The sequence below is a fragment of the Thioclava sp. GXIMD2076 genome, from assembly GCF_037949795.1.
In the GTDB taxonomy this organism is placed as follows: Bacteria; Pseudomonadota; Alphaproteobacteria; order Rhodobacterales; family Rhodobacteraceae; genus Thioclava; species Thioclava kandeliae.
On record NZ_CP149934.1, the window covers coordinates 293,074 to 312,550 of the forward strand.

A 19,477-nucleotide genomic window follows, 5' to 3' on the forward strand; every position below is an offset into this window, starting at 1 on the left:
TTCGGGTTATTTCACGGCCAAGCCACGCTGGAAGCGCGAGATCACCCGCACCAGCGGCCACAACACGGCTAGATAGAGAAGCGCCGCCAGAACAAGGGGCGAGGCGTTATAGGTCACCGAGCGGGCCATATTGGCCGAGTAGAGCAGCTCGGATAGCGACACGACGGAGGCCAGCGAGGTCAGCTTCACCACCTCCACCGTGTTCGACAAAAGATCGGGCAACACGTTGCGCACAGCCTGCGGCAGCACCACCGAGACCATGGTCTGTGTGGATGAGAGACCCGTGGCCCGTGCAGCCTCGGTCTGGCCCTTGGGAACGGCATTGATGCCTGCGCGGAACACTTCGGCGAAATAGGCCGAGTTGTTCATGAAAAAGGCGATCACCACCGCCACGAAGGGCGACAGCTCGATCCCCGCAAATGGCAGCCCCGAATAGACGAAGATCAGCAGCACAAGCGGCGGGATGGCGCGGAAGAGGTCGATATACACCACCGCGCTCCAACGCAGCCAGCCCCGCGGGCTGAGCGCGCCGAGCGCCAGCATCAGCCCGCCAAAGAGACCGCAGACGATCACCACGGCGCAGAGTTCCAGCGTGGTGACGGCGCCTTTGAGAAGCAGGGGCAGCGCCTGCATCATGATGTCGATATTGAAGAATGTGGTCAGGAACATATCCATGGGGCGCCCCTTACGTCCGGTAGGTGAAGCGGCGTTCCACCCAGTGGGACGCAATAACGGCGGGGATGAAAATCACCAGATAGGCAAGCGCGGCCATGGTCAGCGGCGTGGCCGATCCCGAAAAGCTCTGTGCCGAGGAGGAGACCGAGAGGATCTCCTTCACCCCGATCACCGAGCCGAGCGCGGTGAGTTTGGTGGTGGCCAGCACGCGGTTGACGAGCGGCGGAATGCCCATGCGCAGCGCTTGCGGGAAGGCGATATAGGCCAGCGTCTGCAACTTCGAGAGGCCCGTGGCACGTCCGGCCTCCCATTGGCCTGCGGAGACAGAGGTCAGACCGCCCCAGAAGATCTCTTCGGCAAAGGCTGTCAGCACCGCCGAGAGCACCAGCCAGATCACCACCTCGGCCGAGAGGTTCAGCCCCACCGAGGGCATCCCGAAATAGAAGATCAGGATCAGCACCAGCGGCGGCAACGCGCGCATGATATCGGCGAAGACGATGATGAAGAAGTTCACCACTTTCAGATTGGCCGCCCTGAGGCAGGCCAGCAGCCCGCCCAGCACGACGCCGGTCACGATCGTGGCCATCGCGAGATAGAGCGTGACGCCCATCGCCGCCACGACCTGCGGCAGGTATTTGTCGATCACGGCGGGGTTGAAAAACGTATCGAGAAACCGCATCAGGCCGCCTCATGCCCCGAAACACGCGACAGGAACGTCTTCAGGCGCTCCGATTGCGGATTGCCGAAGATCTCCTCCGGCGGGCCCTGTTCGATGACATAGCCCCCATCCATGAACACCACCCGGTCAGCGGCCTCACGGGCGAAGGCCATCTCGTGGCTGACCACCAGCATGGTCATGCCCTTTTCGCGCAGCTCCTTCATCACCTTGAGCACCGAGCCAACCAGTTCGGGGTCGAGCGCAGAGGTCGGCTCGTCAAACAGCATCACCTTGGGATCGAGCGCCACCGCGCGGGCGATGGCCACACGCTGCTGCTGGCCGCCCGACAGCTCGGAGGGTTTTGCATGGGCCTTGTGCTTGAGCCCGACCTGATCGAGCATCTCGAGCGCGCGGGCCTCTGCCTCGGGCTTGGACCGCCCCAAAGCCTTGACCTGCGCCAGCATCACGTTTTTCAGCACCGACATATGCGGGTAGAGATGGAAGCCCTGAAACACCATACCCACCTTGAGGCGCATCTTGTCCAGATCGCGGCGGGGAATGTCGGTGATGCGCTCTCCATCGATCATGATCGCGCCCGAGGTCGGCTCCTCGAGCCGGTTACAGCAGCGCAGCATGGTGGATTTCCCCGACCCCGACGGACCGATCACGAATACCAGCTCGCCCTCGCGCACCTTGAGGTCGATATTCTTCAACACCTCGGTCTGGTCGAAGCGTTTCTCGAGCGCGTGGATCTCGAGCATGGTGCGGGGCTGGGTCATCGGGTGCCTCTTCGGGAACTTGGGTCTTGCGGGCCCGCGGGGCCCAAAGGGGCGAGCCCGTCCGGGGGAGGACGACGGGCTCGCCTGTGACGTCACATCCGTTCCGATGGATCAGAACGTGCAGGTGACGTCGTGCTCGGTCGGGTCATAGCCATCAAAGCCCGGCGTGCCATAACCCGGCGTGGGGGTGACGATAGTGGTGCCTTTGGTCGGCTCGACGCCGAACCATTTCTCGGAGAGCGATGCCATAGTGCCATCGGTCTTGAGACATTCCAGAACGCTATCGATCAGATCCCGGGTGGGCGCGTCATCCTTGCGGAAGGGGAAGGCCCAGACGAGACCCGTCGGGTATTCGTAGGACAGCGCGACCGCAGGGTTCTTCTTGACCGCCCATGCAGCGCTGGTCGAGCCGCCGAGCGAGGCATCCGCACGTCCCGAGGTGACGGCCTGGATGGCGTCGCTCGTGGTGCCGAAAGTCACGACCGTCCAGCCATAGTCCGCCGCGTGCTCGCTCAGGAAGGATTCATAGACCGAGCCCTTGTTGACAGCGATGGTCTTGCCCTTGAACGCATCGAGCCCTGCCGCACCGGACAGATCGGAGCCTTTGGGCACGACGAAGCTGAAATTGGTATCCATGAACCCTTCCGAGAAGAGCAGGTTCGAGGCACGCTCTTCTGTCACGGTCACGGGGGCCACGAGGAAATCATAGGTGCCGGCCTGCAGCGCGGGGATCAGACCCGAGAATTGCGCTGCGGTCACATCGACCGGCACACCCAGCTTCTCGCCGATCGCCTTGGCCAGATCGATATTGAAGCCCTCGACCTCGCCCGACATCGTGGGCATGGCATGGGGGGCGAAAGTGCCGTCGAGCGCCACTTTATATCCATCGGATTTGATGGCTGCGGGCTCGGCCAGAGCGGAGGTTGCAAGCCCGAGAAGGGCGGCAGTCGTAAGAAGGAGGGTGCGGGTCATAATGGGTTCCTGTTGCCGGATCGGGAGGGGGACACTTGTTGGGTCGCGTCCCTACCCCGCAATATTCGCCAGCATCCGCACCGGATTCCAATATAGAACTGGATTATGTTTTAACTCATCATATTTGATCTGTTTATATATAGAGACGCGCATGTGTCTTGACTGGATCAGAAACCCGCTATCCATTTGGAAAATATCGATTAATATTGGAAACTTCGGCTAGCCTGACATGAAATCCTTGCATAGCCTCCAATCGGGCAGGATTGTTGTGATTAATATTTCACCGATTGTGATAAAATATAGGCAATGTGATATTACCTCATTTGCGATCCCGTCCCGCCTGAAAAGCCGGGGCGAACCGCTCAGCGTGATTTCGACCGTCCGAATCCGGGATGTGCAGGGGTGCACGGCGCATTGCCTTGGCCTGTAGATCTTGATCAAGACCCGCCACCAACCGTATCCGTATCTGGAGATATACCGGCAAAGGCTTGACCTCCGGCGTATATCCTTTTTGCCCCTACCCTCGGAGAGATTCTGGTTTTGGCATCTTATTATTCTGGAACCTCCCCGCGACGTCCGGAACTCGACCCTATAAATGCCCCCCGTCTGGGAAAGAAAGGGTATCGGATGCCTGCCCGAGCGGGCTACCCCAGTAGGCCTCTTCGGGATCGACGTCTCGGAACAACCGGCCAAATGTAGCGCTCGGCTTTTCCGGCGCACAGAACTTGTCGGGCATATCCATACCCGCCCCGGCGTGATCCTGGCCGAAGAGCGTCTTGCAATGCGCCGCGACGGGATGTGCACTGATCCAGCCGCGGGCGGGCCGGGTTTGATGGTCCAAATGTCGAAGGACTAGACGTTGCGGTCTGTTGCCGGCTTCCTTCCCTCGTGGGGCATATCTGCAGGTGCAAAGCCAGTATTGCGCAGCGTCAGCGCCACGATGAAGGCCACACTCATCACCGCCCCCCCGATCTCGAAGGAGCCGGTGATCGCATGGCGGAAAGCTGCCTCGATCTCGGGGCGCATGGCTGCGGGGAGCTGTGCGACAGCTTCCATCCCGCCATTCACGATCGCACGGATATCGACATCGCCCCCCAGATGGCGCAACCCCAGCGTCAGGCCCTGCGCCATCACCCCGCCCGAGACCGCCACGCCCGACGCCCCGCCCAGCGAGCGCAGGAAGGACATCGTGGCGGTGGCGCTGCCGATACTGGCCTTGGGCACCGCGTTCTGGACGATAGCCGTGGCATTGGGCATGGCAATGCCCATCCCGAAGCCCAGCATGGCCAGCGCCCCCCAGAAGGCAGGCACAGGCGCCGCATAGGTGGCCAGCACCGCCAATGTGCCAAGCCCCAGCGCCTCCAGCCCGATCCCCGTGACCATGAAGACCTTGGGCCGCCCCAGCCGCGCGGATAGCCTGCCGCCAAAGATCGATGTCAGGACCATCGCAAGGATCTGCGGCAGCATCATCGCGCCCGCCTGCGCAGGGTTGAGCCCCAAAACAAGCTGGAAATAGAGCGGCAGAAAGACCATCGCGCTCATCATGGCAAAGCCCATACAGGCCATGGTCAGAATCCCCGTCGAGAAGGCCCCGATCCGGAAAAGCGGAAGCGTGATCAAGGGCTCTCTGGCTCGCGTCTCGACCCAAAGGAAAAGCGCGATCGCCAGCAGGCCGAGCCCGCCAAGAGCGAAGGACGCCACAGATCCCCATGCAAAGAGCGAACCGCCAAGACTGAAGAGCAGCAGGAGCGACGAGGCGCCCGTCACCAGAAGTGCGGCCCCCTCGTAATCGATCCGGTGCGGTTTGCGCGGCGGCGGTGGCGGCAGCGCGCGCCACAGAAGCGCCAACGCCAGAAGACCGATCGGCAGGTTGATATAGAACACCCAGCGCCACGAGAGCGCGGTCGTCAGCCCGCCCCCCAGCAGGGGACCGGCAAGGCTCGAGAAGGCGAAGGCCGCAGAGAAAAACCCCTGATAGCGCACCCGCTCGCGCGGGGTAACCACATCGCTGATCACCGTCTGGGTCAGCGTCATGATCCCCCCGGCCCCCACCCCTTGCAGGAAACGGAAAACGATGAGTTGCGGCATGGATTGCGCCAGACCGCAAAGCATCGACATCACCAGAAACAGGCTGATCGCCCCGATCAGGAAGGCCCTGCGCCCGAACATGTCCGACAGCTTGCCGAAGATCGGCGTCGCCGAGGTCGAGGCCAGCATGAAGGCCGTCACCACCCAGCTCAGATGCGCAAGCCCGCCCAGATCGCCGGCCATGCGCGGCAGGGCGGTGTTGACGATGCTCTGGTCGAGCGCGGCAAGGATCATCGACAGGATGAGCCCTGCAAACAGCCGGCGCAGATGTGGCGGCAGGCCTTTGGCGGGGGGACGGGACGTATCGGTCATGCTGCCTTGTCGGCAAATTCCCCGACAATGGAAAGAGGACCATTCACCTTTTTTGTTACAAACGGGGCCTCTGCAAACACCCGCCCCCAGGGAATGCTCGGGGGTCTGCTGCCAGCCCATCAGCCGCGCAGCCCTCCAGTGGCCAAATCGGGCCCTGTTGACAGGCGCCTGCCGGACTGCGGCAATGGCATCGGGACCTTCGAGGCCCATCGCCGTAGACTGTGCGATCCGCAGCGCGGCATTTGCCTTAGGGGCTGGCACACCGGTGATGATGCGCAAGCCCCCACGAAATCTGCGGGCCGGATCAGGGGCTGAATCGGGGGCCGCTTGGCCTCAGGCCGGTTCCGCCACGCCTTCGGGGACGGCGGCGCCGGTCATATAGGCCACCGCATCCGACATGCTATGCGCCTTGGGGTCGATCACGCAGAGCCGCTTTCCCAGCCGGTGGACATGGATACGGTCGGCAATCTCGAACACATGCGGCATGTTATGCGAGATCAGGATGATCGGAATACCGCGCGCGCGCACCTCCTGTATGAGATCGAGCACGCGGCGGCTTTCCTTGACCCCGAGTGCGGCGGTGGGCTCGTCGAGGATCACCACGCGCGAGCCGAAAGCCGCAGCCCGGGCCACCGCCACCCCCTGCCGCTGCCCCCCCGAGAGCGTCTCGACGGGTTGGGAGATATTCTGGATGGTCATCAGACCCAGCTCGGCCAGCTTCTGGCGGGCGAAATCCTCCATCCCGCGCTTGTCGAGCTTGCGGAAAAGCGTGCCCATAATCCCCGGCACACGCCGCTCTCGACCCATGAACATATTATCGGCAATCGAGAGGGCGGGCGACATGGCGAGCGTCTGGTAGACCGTCTCGATCCCTGCGGCCCGCGCATCATTGGGCGAGGCGAACTGGACGGGTGTGCCATCAAGGAGGATCTCGCCGGCATTGGGCTTGACCGCGCCCGAAAGCGCCTTGATCAGCGAGGATTTCCCCGCGCCATTATCGCCGATCACCGCGAGGATCTCGCCCGGCATCAGGTCGAAATCGCAATGATCGAGGGCGGTAACGCGGCCATAGCGCTTCACGAGGCCGCGCGCCTGAAGAACAGCTTGGGTCATTGGGTCACCTTCCGGATGGATTGGTCGATGGTAACAGCGGCGATGATCAGCACACCGATCAGCAGATAGGTCCATTGCGGGTCGGCCCCTGCCATGCGCAGGCCCAGCTCGAACACGCCCACGATCAGTGCGCCGAACAATGCGCCCATGATCGAGCCGCGCCCGCCAAAGAGCGAGATCCCCCCGATCACCACCGCGGTGATCGCCTGGATATTGCCGATGACGCCCGTGGTGGCCGAAGGCGAGACCGAGCCGAAACGGCCGATCATCACCCAACCCGCCAGCCCGCAGATGAAGCCCACCAGCATATATACCGACATCAATGTCTTGTGGCGGCTGACACCGGCCAGCTCGGCCGCCTCGGGGTCATCGCCCACCGCATAGACATGGCGCCCCCAAGCGGTCGAGCGCAGCGCATAGGCCAGCACCAGCACAACGCCCAGCATCACCACGACGCCCACGGTCAGCACCGCGCCGCCAAGCGCGAATTTGGTGCCGAGGATCTGCAGGAAAGGCGCCTCGGTCTCGATATCGCGGGCGCGGATGGTCTCGTTGCGCGAATAGAGATAGTTCACCGCCAGCACGATCTGCCACATGCCGAGCGTCACGATGAAAGGCGGAAGCTTCACGCGGCTCACGAGCCAGCCATTGATCCCGCCGATCAGCGTGCCGCAAACCAGCCCGATCACCACCGACAGCTCCGCGGGAATGCCGTAGCGGAAGGTAAACTGGCCCATGATGACCGAGCAGAGCACCGCCAGCGCCCCTACCGAGAGGTCGATCCCCGCCGTCAGGATGATCAGCGCCTGCGCGGCGGCCAGAATGCCCACGATCTGCACCTGCTGGAGCACCAGCGTCAGCGCGAAGGGCGAGAAGAACTTGCTCCCCAGCACCAGCCCGAACACGACAAGCGCGCCCACAAGCACGATCAGCGGCACCAACGCCGGATTGGTATGGAGCGCCTCATGGGCGCGACCCGCAAACCCTTTTCGCGCTGGCTCGAATTCGGCAAACCGCTCGGCCTCGCGTTTCTTGACCACATCTTCATATTGATCCGAGCTGCTCATGTTTCCCCCCATGAGTGCAGGAGCGCAGCGCTCCGTCCGTGTTCCCAACCCGCCCTCGGGACGGGTTGGATGCGATCATGCTGGCACTCAGCCCCAGCACATAGCCTGACCTTCGGCCACCGAGATCGACTCGACCCCCTCGACAGGCTGGTCAGTCACAAGCGCCACACCGGTATCGAAGAAGGTCTTGCCATCAGTCGCCTCGGGCTTGGTGCCATCCTTGGCGAAAGCCGCAATCGCTTCGATCCCCTTGGACGCCATCAGGAGCGGATATTGCTGCGCAGTCGCCCCGATCACACCATCGGCGATATTCTGCACACCCGGGCAGCCACCATCGACCGACACGATCAGCACGTCCTTCTCGCGCCCCATGGACTTGAGCGCCTCATAGGCACCCGCGGCGGCAGGCTCGTTGATCGTATAGACCACATCGACCATCGGATCCTTGGCAAGGAGGTTCTCCATCGCCTTGCGCCCGCCTTCCTCGTTGCCCTGCGTCACATCATGGCCGACGATGCGCGGATCGCTCTCGTCGCCCCACTGGTTGGGATCGGCCAGATCGATGCCGAAGCCCTGCATGAAGCCCTGATCGCGCATCACGCCCACCGTGGGCTGGCTGACATCGAGATCGAGGAAGGCGATCTTGGCATCCTGTGCCTTATCGCCCAGCTTGGCCTTGGCCCATTGGCCGATCAGCTCGCCCGCATGGAAATTGTCGGTGGCAAAGGTCATATCGGCCGCATCGATCGGGTCGAGCGGCGTATCGAGGGCGATCACCAGGATCCCCGCTGCCCGCGCGGCCTCGATCGAGGGCACGATGGCCGAGGTGCTCGAGGCGGTAAGCAGGATGCCCTTGGCGCCGTTGGCGATACAGGTCTCGACCGCATTCACCTGCGTCTCGTTATCGCCATCCACCTTGCCGGCATAGCTGTTGAGCGTGATGCCCAGCTCTTTCGCCTTGGCCTCGGCACCCTCACGCATCTTGACGAAGAACGGATTGGTATCTGTCTTGGTGATCAGGCAGGCGCTTGTATCTGCCGCCCATGCCCCTGCCGCCGAGACAGCAAGCGTCAGCACGCTGACCGAAATCAGTGTTTTCATCGGATCTTCCTCCCTAGAAGTCTCCCGTGCCCTCCTCAAAGCACGGCAACCGGACGATACCGGTCTGTCTCACGGTGGCATTCCGCGCAAAACGCGTCAATAAATAATTCCAATTGATTTATATATTTTTCCCTTTAGCTTAATCGAACGTGGAGGATGAGACATGGATGGAAGCGAGATCCGCGCCCTCGGAGGGGGTGTCAATCATATCGGTGCGCGCGCGCATAACGAGCGGCTGATCCTGTCGACGATCCAGCGCCATGGCGAATTGCCGGGCATGGATATCGCCAAGCTGACGGGGCTGACCCCGCAAACCGTCTCCAATATTCTGAAAAAACTGGAAAATGACGGGTTTCTCTTGCGCGGAACACCCAAGCGCGGGCGGATCGGGAAACCCTCGATACCGATGGCGATCAATCCCGATGGCGCGCTGTCTTTCGGGTTCAAGATCGGGCGTCGGTCGGCGGATCTCATGGTTATGAACCTTGCCGGAGAGGTGCTGGCCGAGGAGCAGACCACCTATCGCTACCCGATGCCCGATGCGCTCTTCGCCTATCTCGAATCGGGGATGGAGCGGCTGACGCGGGGGCTGAGCCCGCTGCAGAAAGAACGCATCTGCGGGCTTGGAATCGCGGCGCCCGCCGAAATCTGGAGCTGGACCGAAGCGCTCGACGCTCCCGCCGGTTTCTCGATCTGGCGTGAGACCGACATCCAGGCCGAAGTCGCGCGGATTACCGATCTGCCGCTGATCACGCAGAATGACGGCACCGCCGCCTGCCGCGCCGAACATGTCTTCGGGCGCGGGCGGGAATTCGGCGATTACGCCTATTTCTTCATAGGCTCCTTCATCGGCGGCGGCGTGGTGCTCGACTCAAAAGTCGTTGTGGGCGGCAAGGGCAATGCGGGGGCCTTCGGCTCGTTGCGCGTGCCCGGTCCGGATGGCGCAGAGGTGCAGCTTCTGGACGCCGCCTCCCTCTATCTCCTTGAGAACGCGATCGCGCGTGAGGGGCTCGATACCTCCGCGCTCTGGACCCGCCCGCAGGACTGGAGCGGGTTCGAGCGCCAGCTCGGACCATGGATCGACACCACCGCCCGCGCGCTCGCCCATGCCATCCGCTCCATCGGCGCGGTCATGGATTTCGAGGCCGTGCTGATCGGCGGCGCCATGCCAGAGGAGGTGCGCGCCCGGATCGTGACCCGCACCACCGCCGCTCTGGCCCAGCTCGACACGCGCGGTCTGATCCCGCCCGCCCCGCAACTGGCCCAGACCGGCTCCAATGCCCGCACATTGGGCGCGGCCTGTGGCCCAGTCTTCGACCGCTATTTCCTGCAATAAGCGCGCCAACGGCCCATAATCATGAGAATTCCGATGAATGAACGTCTCCCCTTCGTCGGGCAGGGAATGCGCTTGCCTTTCCTGCTGCTGATCATCTGTTTTACCGTCTGGGGGGTGGCCGCCAACCTGACCGACCCGCTGGTGCAGGTCTTCTCGCGGATCTTCTCGATGAGTTCACTACAGGCCTCGCTCGTGCAGTTCTCCTATTACGGGGCCTATTTTCTGCTGGCGCTGCCTGCCGCCTTCATCAACCGCCGCTTCAGTTACAAGACAGGCATGCTGACGGGGCTCGGGCTTGCGACCATCGGCGCCTTCCTGTTCTATCCTGCAAGCCTGATGATGACTTATGGCTTTTTTCTGGCCGCGCTTTTCTGTCTGGCGGGCGGGCTCTCGATTCTCGAGACCTCTGCCAATCCCTTTGTCATCTCGCTGGGTCCCGAAGCCACCGCCACCCGCCGCCTCAACCTCGCACAGGCGTTCAACCCCGTGGGCACGAATATCGGCGTCCTGCTCTCGGCCACACTGATCCTGCCCAATCTCAACCCCGCCACAGATGCCGAACGCGCTGCAATGGCGCCTGCGCAGCTTGACGCGATCCGGCAGAACGAATTGGCCGCGGTGATGGGGCCCTATGTGGCACTGGCCTTCGTGCTGCTGTCGATCTGGCTGGCAATCGCGCTCAAACGCTTGCCCGAGCGCACCGCAAAACGGCGCGACGCACCGGCCCACAACTTTAACGCAGCCCTGCGACGGCTCCTGCGCAACCGCCACTATGCCTTTGGTGTTGTTGCGCAATTCTTCAATGTCGCGGCACAGACATGCACATGGACCTTCACCATCCAATATGTCTTGGGCGCAATCGGCGGCAGCGAGGCCGAGGCCGGATGGGTGCTGCAGGCGAGCCTTCTGGTTTTCCTGCTGGCGCGCTTTGTCATGGTAGGTCTGATGACCGTCATCCGGCCCGCACGGCTTCTTTGTGCTATGGCCCTCCTCGGGACGGGCCTGTGCCTCTTTGCGGCGGGCCTGCCCGGTCTGGCGGGGGTCTGGGCGGTGACGGGGCTCTCGGCCTGTCTCTCGCTCATGTTCCCCACGATCTATGGGATCGCGCTCGAAGGGCTTGGAGAGGATACCAAATTCGGGGCTGCGGGCCTTGTCATGGCGATTGCTGGCGGGGCGGTCATGCCGATGGTGCAGGCTGCCATGCTGGACCGGTTCGGGCCGGCGCTCTCCTATCTCGTCCCCGCTCTCTGCTTCGCTGTGGTGAGCGCCTATGCGCTCTTTGACCTGACCTCCGAGCGGCGGCACCACTGAGTCCGCTCTTCCCCAAGATCCTCAGAACCTCCATCGAACGCCCGAAGAGATTCGGGCGTTTTTAAACAATCGAATTGACAAAACAGATGGAAAGGCACGGCGTTTGAGGTCTATCCGTCATGCAAATGACGCATGCTTCATGTGGTTTTACATCATTTTGAGGCAGACGCCTCATAAGATTAGACCGCTAATTAATCCATTTATTTTCTTAACTTATGGTGGACAGCCTCGGCAATTGACGGGCCAGTTTCGCTATAGGCTGAAAAAACCGTCGATATTCAGTCGATTAGAAATCGACTTGCCTCGGTTACCGATTGTGACAGATGACGCGCATATTAGCGCTAACCGTTTCCGAAACCGATAGAGTCAGGACTGCACAATGCCACCCAAACTCTCTCTGACGCGCCGCGGCTTCTTGGGAAGCTCGGCCGTGGGACTGTTCCTCACAGCCCTACCGCAGCAGCTTCTTGCCCAGAACACCGCGCGTCTGACCCGATTCATGTCGCTGTCACAGTTCGTGACCGGCCACGGGGCGCTTGATCCCCGCACCGGACAGGGGCTCCTCGACGGTCTTTCCGCCGCGCAGGAGGATTTCGACACCAAGGCCCGCGCGCTGGAGACGAAAATCTCCGCCACAAACGCTCCCGATGTCGAGACCCTCGCCCAGAGCCTTGAAGGTGATCCGCTCCACGATACGCTCCTTGCCATCGTCGCTGCGTGGTATTCCGGCGTGACGACCACCGGCAGTGATGCAACCGTCTATGCCTTCGATACGGCGCTGATGTACCAGCCCGCTCGCGATGCCGTGCCGATCCCGACCTATGCGCTCGACGGTCCCAACTGGTGGGTTGTCGCACCGCCTGCCCTATCCGACATGCCTGCTTTCGGGGAGCCGCTATGACCCGTTTTCCTCTGACCCGCATGGCGCGGGCGCTTATGGGCTTCGGCCTTCTGGCGAGCCCGCTTGCCGCGCAGACCCCCGACCCTGCCAGCGGCGCCTATATCGCGACCACGGCCGATTGCGCGGCCTGCCATACCGCCAAGGGTGGCAAATCCTTTGCGGGCGGCTATGCGATCAACTCGCCGATGGGGGTGATCACCTCCTCCAACATCACCCCCTCGAAAGAGTTCGGGATCGGGAGCTACACGCTCGAGGAATTCTCGGACGCGGTGCGCAAAGGCATCCGCCGCGATGGTGCCCATCTCTATCCGGCGATGCCCTATCCGGCCTATGCCCATATGAGCGATGCCGATATCGCCGCGCTCTATGACTATTTCATGCAGGATGTCGCGCCCGTCGAGACAGCCGCCCCCGAGACCGACCTGCCCTTCCCCTTCTCCCAACGCTGGGCGATGATCGGCTGGAACGCGCTCTTTGCAGGCGGTGCGCCGATCACCTCCGATCCCGACCAGTCCGAGGCATGGAACCGCGGGCGCTATCTGGTGCAGGGGCCTGCGCATTGCGGCACCTGCCACACGCCGCGCAACCTGCTGATGGGGTCGAAAAACGCCGATCTGATGGCGGGCGGTGATGTGGGCGCGTGGTATGCGCCCAATCTGACGCCGGGCAAGGGCGGGCTGTCGGACTGGTCCGATGCCGATCTGGCACGCTATCTCAAGACGGGGATCGCCACCCATGGTCGCGCCTCCGGCCCGATGGCGGAAGCGGTGGAATACAGCCTCCAGCACCTGAGCGATACCGATATCGACGCGATGGTCACCTATCTTCGCAGCCTGCCGGCGCGCGACAGCGATCTGTCCCCCGCGGCAGGCCAGGCCACCGATGCCGCCTTCGCGCCGTGGGAGCATAGCGCCAATCGCACAGGGCACCGTCTGGCCAAAGATGCCGGCGGCGCCGAGCTTTACGAGACCGCCTGCGCCTCCTGCCACGGGCTGTCGGGCGAGGGCTCGAAAGACGGGACATATCCCGCGCTCAAGGGCAATGTGACGCTGGAAAACGGCCAGAGCGCCAATCTGGTCTCCACCATCCTGCATGGCGTGACCCGCGAGGCGGATGGCAAGCACACTCTGATGCCGGGCTTCGGGCCGGACAGTCTGGTGCAGAAGCTTGACGATGCGCAGATCGCGCGGCTTGCCAGCTATGCCAGCACAACCTTCGGCGATACCGGCCAGACCGTGACCGCCGATGAGGTGAAAACCCTGCGCACCGGTGGCCCCGTCGCACCGCTCGTGCGGCTCGCAGCCCCCCAGATCATGATCGGCGTGGCCCTCGTTGTGCTTCTCGTGCTGGTCCTGCTGGTGGTGTGGCTGATCCGCCGCCGCCGCTGACACCTTCCGGCGGGGCCCCATGCCCCGCCAGCCCCCCTTCCATGCGCCGCTCCGCGCGGCGCCGTTCCGAAAGGACCTCCCATGTCGCAAGACACTCTCAGCGCCGATGTCGTCATCGCAGGTGCAGGTATCTGTGGCGGGCTTCTCGCCCTTGATCTGACCCGCGCCGGTCTCTCGGTCATCGTGCTCGATGCAGGCCCGCGCTATGACCGCGACCAGATCGTGCAGAACTGGCGCTACATGCCCCCCGCCAACAAGGCAGGCTTCGATTACGCCACCCCCTATCCGACCGTCCCATGGGCGCCGCACACCAATTTCTTCCCCGATAACAACTATCTCAAGACCACCGGCCCTGATGCCACCGCCTACAAGCAGGGCATCATCAAGGGCGTGGGTGGCACGACATGGCACTGGGCGGCCTCGTCCTGGCGTTATTTGCCGTCGGATTTCGAGATGCAGAGCCGTTACGGCGTGGGCCGTGATTTCGCGCTGAGCTATGACGAGATCGAACCCTATTACTACAAGGCCGAGGTCGAGATGGGCGTGATGGGCCCGAACGGCCAGGAGATCACCCCTTCCGCCCCGCGCGCCCAGCCCTGGCCCATGACCTCTATGCCCTATGGCTATGGCGACCGCCGGTTCACCGAGGTCGTAGCGCCTCTGGGTTACGACAATACTCCCGTTCCGCAAGGCCGCAATTCGGAGCCCTATGACGGGCGCCCGCAATGCTGCGGCAATAACAACTGTATGCCGATCTGCCCGATCGGGGCGATGTATAACGGCATCTATTCGATCGAGAAGGCCGAAGCGCTCGGCGCGAAGGTAATCCCCAATGCGGTGGTCTACCGCATCGATACCGATGCCAAGAACGACATCACCGCCTTCCATTTCTACGATCCCGACAAGAACTCGACCAAGGTCACAGCCAAGCGCTTCGTGATCGCGGCCAACGGGATCGAGACACCGAAGCTTCTCCTGATCGCGGCCAATGACAAGAACCCCAACGGCATCGCCAACTCCTCCGATCAGGTGGGACGTAACATGATGGACCATCCGGGCATCTCGATGTCGTTTGTGGCCGCCGAACCCGTCTGGGCGGGGCAGGGCTCGGTGCAGATGTCCTCGATCACCAATTTCCGTGATGGCGACTGGCGGGGCGAGCATTCGGCCATCCAGATCGGCTATAACAACACGGCCCAGACATCAAAAGCGGGCATGAAGGCGCTGGCCACCGGCAAGGTGGGTCGCGCGCTCGACGAGGAGATCCGCCGCCGCTCGGCCTGCGGGGTCGATATCTATGTCAATCACGAGACGCTGGCGGATCCCGATAACCGCCTGACGCTCTCGAAGGACCGCAAGGACAGCCTCGGCCTGCCGATGCCCGATGTCTATTACGATGTGGGCGAGTATGTGCGCCGCGCGGCCGTGACCTCGCGCGAGCATCTGCACACCATCGCCGAGGCCTTCGGCGCGACCGAGATCGAGATGTCGGACCATTTCACGCCCAATAACCACATCTGCGGCGGCACGATCATGGGCCATGACCCGCGCGATAGCGTGACCGATAGCTGGTGCCGGACCCATGACCACCAGAACCTCTTCCTTGCCACCGGCGGGACGATGGCTGCGGCGGGCACGGTGAACGCGACGCTGACCATGGCGGCACTGTCGCTGCGGGCGGCCCAAGCCATCCGCGAGGATCTTTCGGCGGGCTGATAGCCCTTACCCTAAACGGAAATCGGGCCTGCCGGATTCAGTCCGGCGGGCCTTTCGGCGTGACGTAAACATTTTTAAGTTATTGTTTTTAATATATTTTATATGGAACTCCGTCTCTATTTCGGGGTTGGGTGAATGTAGAAATACACATACAACCCCGACGGAAGGAGCTCCCTGATGACCAGATTGATGACCGCCCGCGCCGTGCCACTTGCAGGGCAGGAGGACCGCCTGAGGGCCCTCGTGGCAGAGCTGGCCCGCAATGTCCGCGCCGAAGCCGGCAACCTGCGCTTCGAGGCCAGCCATGAGCGCGATGGCGCCGTGGTGATGATCGAGGAATACCGTGACGATCAGGCCTTCGAGCATCACCTTGCCCAGCCCCACACACAGCAGTTCAACGCGGCTCTTGAAGAGATCGTCGAGAATGGCGGCTCGGAGGTGACCGAGCTTACAGGCTTTGCCAAGGAGGAGGCCGCCCATCCCGATATCCGCGGCACCGATCATATCGGGCTAACTGTGCCGGATATGGCCGAGGCCACGCGCTTCTTTACCCAAGCTTTCGGCGCGGTCACGCTTTATGATGTGCAGCCCGCCGATGCCCCCCCGATGGCAGGCAAGGACCCAGAGGCACAGCTGGGCCTGACCGAAGGCACCAAGGTCACCCATATGCGCCTCATGCGGATCGGAAATGGCCCCTGCCTCGAGATGTTCTGTATCGCCGATGGCGAAAGCCGTGCACCCGCGCGGCTGCAGGATCGCGGGATCACCCATATCGGGCTCTATGTCGAGGATATCGACACGGCCGCAGAGCGCTTCGCGCAGGCGGGCGGTTCGCTGATGGCGGGACCGCATCCACTCTCGGGTGTCGAGGATGGCGCGGGCAATGCGGGCATCTATGGCACCACGCCCTGGGGGATGCTGGTGGAACTGCTGACCTATCCTTCAGGCAATAGCGCCACCCCGCCGCTGCCGCGCTGGACGCCCCATCCATAACCCTGCAACCGAAAGGAAAGCCCCATGATCAAGATGACGATGTTTCTCAAACGTCTCCCTTCCCTGACCCGTAGCGAGTTCGTCGAACACCATATCCACACACACGGGCCGCTCTTCCGGTCCATCCCCGAAGCCGAGCGCCATGTGCTGCGCTATATCCAGACCCATCCGATCAGCGCTCCCGAAGGCACGGTGGAGACGGCCGATTTCGACGGCACCGCAGAGATCTGGTTCGACAGCCCCGAGGGGATGCAGGCAGTGCTCGGCTCCGACACCTACAAGAGCCGCGTTTTTCCTGACGAGACGACCTTTCTCGACCATGCCAATACCCTGATACAGGTGGGCGAGCAGGTCGAGATCATCGCCTGACGGCGGAACCGCGGGGGTGACGCGCCCCCGAAATATAGGGAAAGGGCCGCCCTCCGGCACGGAGGGCGGCCCTTTCGGTGTTCAGTTGTGCAATACAGGGCTACTGCGGCAGCGCATAGACCGCGATCTGGTCACCCACGGCGGGTTTCAGGATCGAATTGCCGCCAGATATGAAGGCCACATATTGCCGCCCCTGATATTCGTAGATCGCGGGGTTGGCCACCACGGGTGCCTGCAATTGCGAGGACCAGAGTTCCTCTCCCGTGTTCAGATCGAAGGCGCGTGCCTTGGCATCCATCGTGGCTCCGATAAATACGAGCCCCGATTTGGTCACCGCAGGACCGCCGATGGTGGGCGAGCCCATGCTCTCGGGCATGAAAAAGCCGTATTTCTGCGAGCTGCCCAGAGGCTTGCGCCATTTCACATCGCCCGTATGCATATCGATTGCCACCAGCTCGCCAAAGGGCGGCTTCCAGCAGGGCATCCCGAGCCAGTTCATCGCCGTCATCAGGCTCATCCCATAGGGCGCGCCCTGCTGCGGATAATAGCCGTTCTCGTTGCCCGAGCCACCAGCGACCTTATCATAGGTCTCGCGGTCATAGAGCTTGATATACTGCACGATATGCGAGGTATTCACGACCGCGATCTGGCTTTCGGGGTCGAAGGCCACGCCGCCCCATTGCACGCCACCGGCGCTATCGGGATAGGTCAGCACCCCCTCGCCCTTGGTGGTGGGCGGCGTATACATCCCGCGATAATCGAGATTGTCGAAGAGCTTCGAGCATTGGCCCCCCGACACAAGATCCGCGATCCCCCAGACCTCGGGCTTTTTCGACTGATCGAGAAGCGGCGCGGGCTTGGTGGGGAAAGGCTGCGTGGGCGCATAATATTCGCCCTCGACCGAGCCATCACCCTGCGGCACGGGACGTTCCTCGATAGGCCAGACATCCTCACCAGTGGCGCGGTTGACGGTAAAGAGGAAGCCCATCTTGGTGGCCTGCATCAGCGCGGGGATCTCCTTGCCGTCCACCGTGATATCCATCAGCGTGGGGGCCGAGTTTATGTCATAATCCCAGATATCGTGATGCACCCATTGCCGCGACCAGACCACCTCACCGGTATCAAGATCGAGCGCAGTGGTGGAGGTCGCATAGGGGATCTCCTGCGTGCGGTTACCGCCCCAGTAATTGGGCGAGGGCGAAGCCACCGGCAGATAGACCATGTTCAGCCCCAGATCGACCGACATCGCGGTCCAGACATTGGCGGTGCCGGTCTGGCGGCGGATATCTTCGGGTAGGGTTTCGAAGGCCCATTCCAGCTTGCCGGTCTGCGCATTCACAGAGAAGACCGCGCCCGGAGGGGCTTCGGCATATTCCCAGTCCTTGCCCGCCCAGCCGAGGATCACATGATCGCCCGCAACCGTTGGCGGCTGCAGCACCGAGAAGGGGAAACGGTCATTGACCGTATTCCACTGGTTCACATCCAGCACGCCATCCTTGCCGAAATCGGGGCAGGATTTGCCGCTATCGGCATCGACCGCGAAAAGCTGCGCATCCATCGTCCCGATATAGACGATCTTCTGGCAGATCTTGCCTTCGACAGGGTTTGCCGCCTGCCAATAGGCCACGCCGCGGTTCTTCAGTGCGGGCTGGGTAAGCGCCTCGAGCCTGGATTTGGTGTCAAAGGCCCATTTCTGCTCGCCCGTCGCCGGATCGAGGGCGAGGATACGGTAGAAGGGCGTGCCGATATAGAGCGTGTCATTGGCAAAGATCGGCGTAGCCGACCAGACAGTGGCGGGCTGGTCTCCCGAGCCGTCCGAGACATCGCCCGTATGCAGATCCCAGACCTTTTCCAGCTTGCCCACATTTTCGGGCGTGATCTGGGTCAGGGGAGAGTATTTCTGGGCGTTCAACTGCCCGTGGAAGCTGTCCCAACCGGCGGTTTCGGGCACAAGGGGCGTGCCGTTGCGCGTGCGGGTTTCGGCGGAGAAGAGCGGATCGGCCACGCCCGGATAGCGGTCCTGTGCAGTCTGCACCGGGGCTGCGGGGCTGTCCTCATCGGCCCCCGGATCGCTGCTCTGGTCCGCGCCTTGGGTCATGCCGGACATAGCGTTCGGGTCCGTGCCGTCCTGAGATGCGGCCTCCTGCGCGGGCGGCGAATCGGAGGGCGCTGCGGGCGTTTGCGTCTCCTGTGCTACGGCCGCCCATGGCAGAGTGAGCGCCAGCAGGGCCAGCGTTGCGGTCTGTGTCGCGCGCATCATGCCATCACCTCGCTTTTGCGCAGCGAGCGGCCCGCGCGCAGATCATAAATCAAGCCGAGCGCGACGACGACCATCGCCACGATCAACCACCATTCATGCAGGAAATACCCTGCAGCCGCTGTCCCTAGCGCGCCGAGCGCCACGAGGATACGCAGCACCAGGCGAAGCCCGCCCGGGCGCGTGATCTGGATCCAGAGCCCCGCAATCACGATCAGGATCGAGCTGGCGATCACCAGCCCCGCCCCGAAGGTACCGGTCACCCCTGTAAGCGGCGTCATGAAATTCCAAACCGCCACAACGGCACCGCCCAGCCCGCCTGCCACGATCCCGATCGTGCGCGGGCGCTCCGATGAATATGCGCTACCCATCACGTCCTCCTCCGCCAAAATAGCCCGACATGTCAATTTGACATACAGATGGCGGAACGCAGCCGATCAC

At 62.6% G+C, this 19,477-nt stretch carries 17 protein-coding genes; 7 read left to right on the forward strand and 10 right to left on the reverse strand.

All coding sequences use genetic code 11. The annotated features are described in order from the left end of the window. Positions 1 to 6: 6 nt before the first annotated feature. The 8 genes from WDB91_RS18400 to WDB91_RS18435 form a co-directional block, all read right to left on the reverse strand. Positions 7 to 675, reverse strand: a complete 669-nt coding sequence (locus WDB91_RS18400; RefSeq protein WP_339115120.1) for an amino acid ABC transporter permease — start codon at positions 673 to 675, stop codon at positions 7 to 9. Between the two features lie 10 nt (positions 676 to 685). Next, positions 686 to 1,354 (reverse strand): ABC transporter permease subunit, encoded by a 669-nt coding sequence (locus tag WDB91_RS18405; RefSeq protein ID WP_339115121.1) that lies wholly within the window; start codon positions 1,352 to 1,354, stop codon positions 686 to 688. After that, on the reverse strand, positions 1,354 to 2,094 hold the full coding sequence (locus tag WDB91_RS18410; RefSeq protein WP_339115613.1) for an amino acid ABC transporter ATP-binding protein: 741 nt from the start codon (positions 2,092 to 2,094) through the stop codon (positions 1,354 to 1,356). Before WDB91_RS18410 ends, WDB91_RS18405 begins: the two co-directional genes overlap by 1 nt. A gap of 129 nt (positions 2,095 to 2,223) precedes the next feature. Then, positions 2,224 to 3,084, reverse strand: a complete 861-nt coding sequence (locus tag WDB91_RS18415; RefSeq protein WP_339115122.1) for a transporter substrate-binding domain-containing protein — start codon at positions 3,082 to 3,084, stop codon at positions 2,224 to 2,226. A gap of 852 nt (positions 3,085 to 3,936) precedes the next feature. Next, positions 3,937 to 5,484: an MDR family MFS transporter gene (locus WDB91_RS18420; RefSeq protein ID WP_339115123.1), complete on the reverse strand. Its 1,548-nt coding sequence runs from the start codon at positions 5,482 to 5,484 to the stop codon at positions 3,937 to 3,939. Between the two features lie 333 nt (positions 5,485 to 5,817). After that, positions 5,818 to 6,597: an ATP-binding cassette domain-containing protein gene (locus WDB91_RS18425; RefSeq protein WP_339115124.1), complete on the reverse strand. Its 780-nt coding sequence runs from the start codon at positions 6,595 to 6,597 to the stop codon at positions 5,818 to 5,820. Then, positions 6,594 to 7,664, reverse strand: coding sequence for an ABC transporter permease (locus tag WDB91_RS18430; protein WP_339115125.1), 1,071 nt, complete (start codon positions 7,662 to 7,664; stop codon positions 6,594 to 6,596). The genes WDB91_RS18425 and WDB91_RS18430 overlap by 4 nt, the downstream gene beginning before the upstream one ends. Before the next feature lie 87 nt (positions 7,665 to 7,751). Beyond that, positions 7,752 to 8,765: a sugar ABC transporter substrate-binding protein gene (locus tag WDB91_RS18435; RefSeq protein WP_339115126.1), complete on the reverse strand. Its 1,014-nt coding sequence runs from the start codon at positions 8,763 to 8,765 to the stop codon at positions 7,752 to 7,754. Between the two features lie 163 nt (positions 8,766 to 8,928). Here WDB91_RS18435 and WDB91_RS18440 point away from each other — a divergent pair, with 163 nt between their 5' ends. The 7 genes from WDB91_RS18440 to WDB91_RS18470 all read left to right on the forward strand — a co-directional run bounded on the left by WDB91_RS18440 (position 8,929) and on the right by WDB91_RS18470 (position 16,779). Beyond that, positions 8,929 to 10,101: an ROK family transcriptional regulator gene (locus tag WDB91_RS18440; RefSeq protein WP_339115127.1), complete on the forward strand. Its 1,173-nt coding sequence runs from the start codon at positions 8,929 to 8,931 to the stop codon at positions 10,099 to 10,101. 33 nt (positions 10,102 to 10,134) lie between these two features. Further along, on the forward strand, positions 10,135 to 11,412 hold the full coding sequence (gene fucP / locus WDB91_RS18445) for an L-fucose:H+ symporter permease (RefSeq protein ID WP_339115128.1): 1,278 nt from the start codon (positions 10,135 to 10,137) through the stop codon (positions 11,410 to 11,412). Positions 11,413 to 11,791: 379 nt separating this feature from the next. Then, complete coding sequence (locus WDB91_RS18450) at positions 11,792 to 12,313, forward strand: sugar dehydrogenase complex small subunit (protein ID WP_339115129.1); 522 nt, start codon at positions 11,792 to 11,794, stop codon at positions 12,311 to 12,313. Continuing rightward, a complete protein-coding gene (locus tag WDB91_RS18455) occupies positions 12,310 to 13,701 on the forward strand; it encodes a cytochrome c (RefSeq protein ID WP_339115130.1) in 1,392 nt (463 codons plus the stop codon). Before WDB91_RS18450 ends, WDB91_RS18455 begins: the two co-directional genes overlap by 4 nt. An 81-nt stretch (positions 13,702 to 13,782) precedes the next feature. Continuing rightward, a complete protein-coding gene (locus WDB91_RS18460) occupies positions 13,783 to 15,417 on the forward strand; it encodes a GMC family oxidoreductase (protein ID WP_339115131.1) in 1,635 nt (544 codons plus the stop codon). Between the two features lie 177 nt (positions 15,418 to 15,594). Then, positions 15,595 to 16,410 carry an antibiotic biosynthesis monooxygenase gene (locus tag WDB91_RS18465; RefSeq protein WP_339115132.1) on the forward strand — a complete coding sequence of 272 codons (816 nt, stop codon included), beginning with the start codon at positions 15,595 to 15,597 and terminating at the stop codon, positions 16,408 to 16,410. A 24-nt stretch (positions 16,411 to 16,434) separates the two neighbouring features. Continuing rightward, positions 16,435 to 16,779, forward strand: coding sequence for an EthD domain-containing protein (locus WDB91_RS18470; RefSeq protein ID WP_339115133.1), 345 nt, complete (start codon positions 16,435 to 16,437; stop codon positions 16,777 to 16,779). Between the two features lie 100 nt (positions 16,780 to 16,879). Here the strand turns inward: WDB91_RS18470 and WDB91_RS18475 are convergent, their stop codons facing one another. Both WDB91_RS18475 and WDB91_RS18480 read right to left on the reverse strand, forming a co-directional pair. Continuing rightward, complete coding sequence (locus WDB91_RS18475; protein ID WP_339115134.1) at positions 16,880 to 19,039, reverse strand: PQQ-binding-like beta-propeller repeat protein; 2,160 nt, start codon at positions 19,037 to 19,039, stop codon at positions 16,880 to 16,882. Beyond that, positions 19,036 to 19,407 carry a hypothetical protein gene (locus WDB91_RS18480; protein WP_339115135.1) on the reverse strand — a complete coding sequence of 124 codons (372 nt, stop codon included), beginning with the start codon at positions 19,405 to 19,407 and terminating at the stop codon, positions 19,036 to 19,038. Before WDB91_RS18480 ends, WDB91_RS18475 begins: the two co-directional genes overlap by 4 nt. Positions 19,408 to 19,477 lie beyond the last annotated feature (70 nt).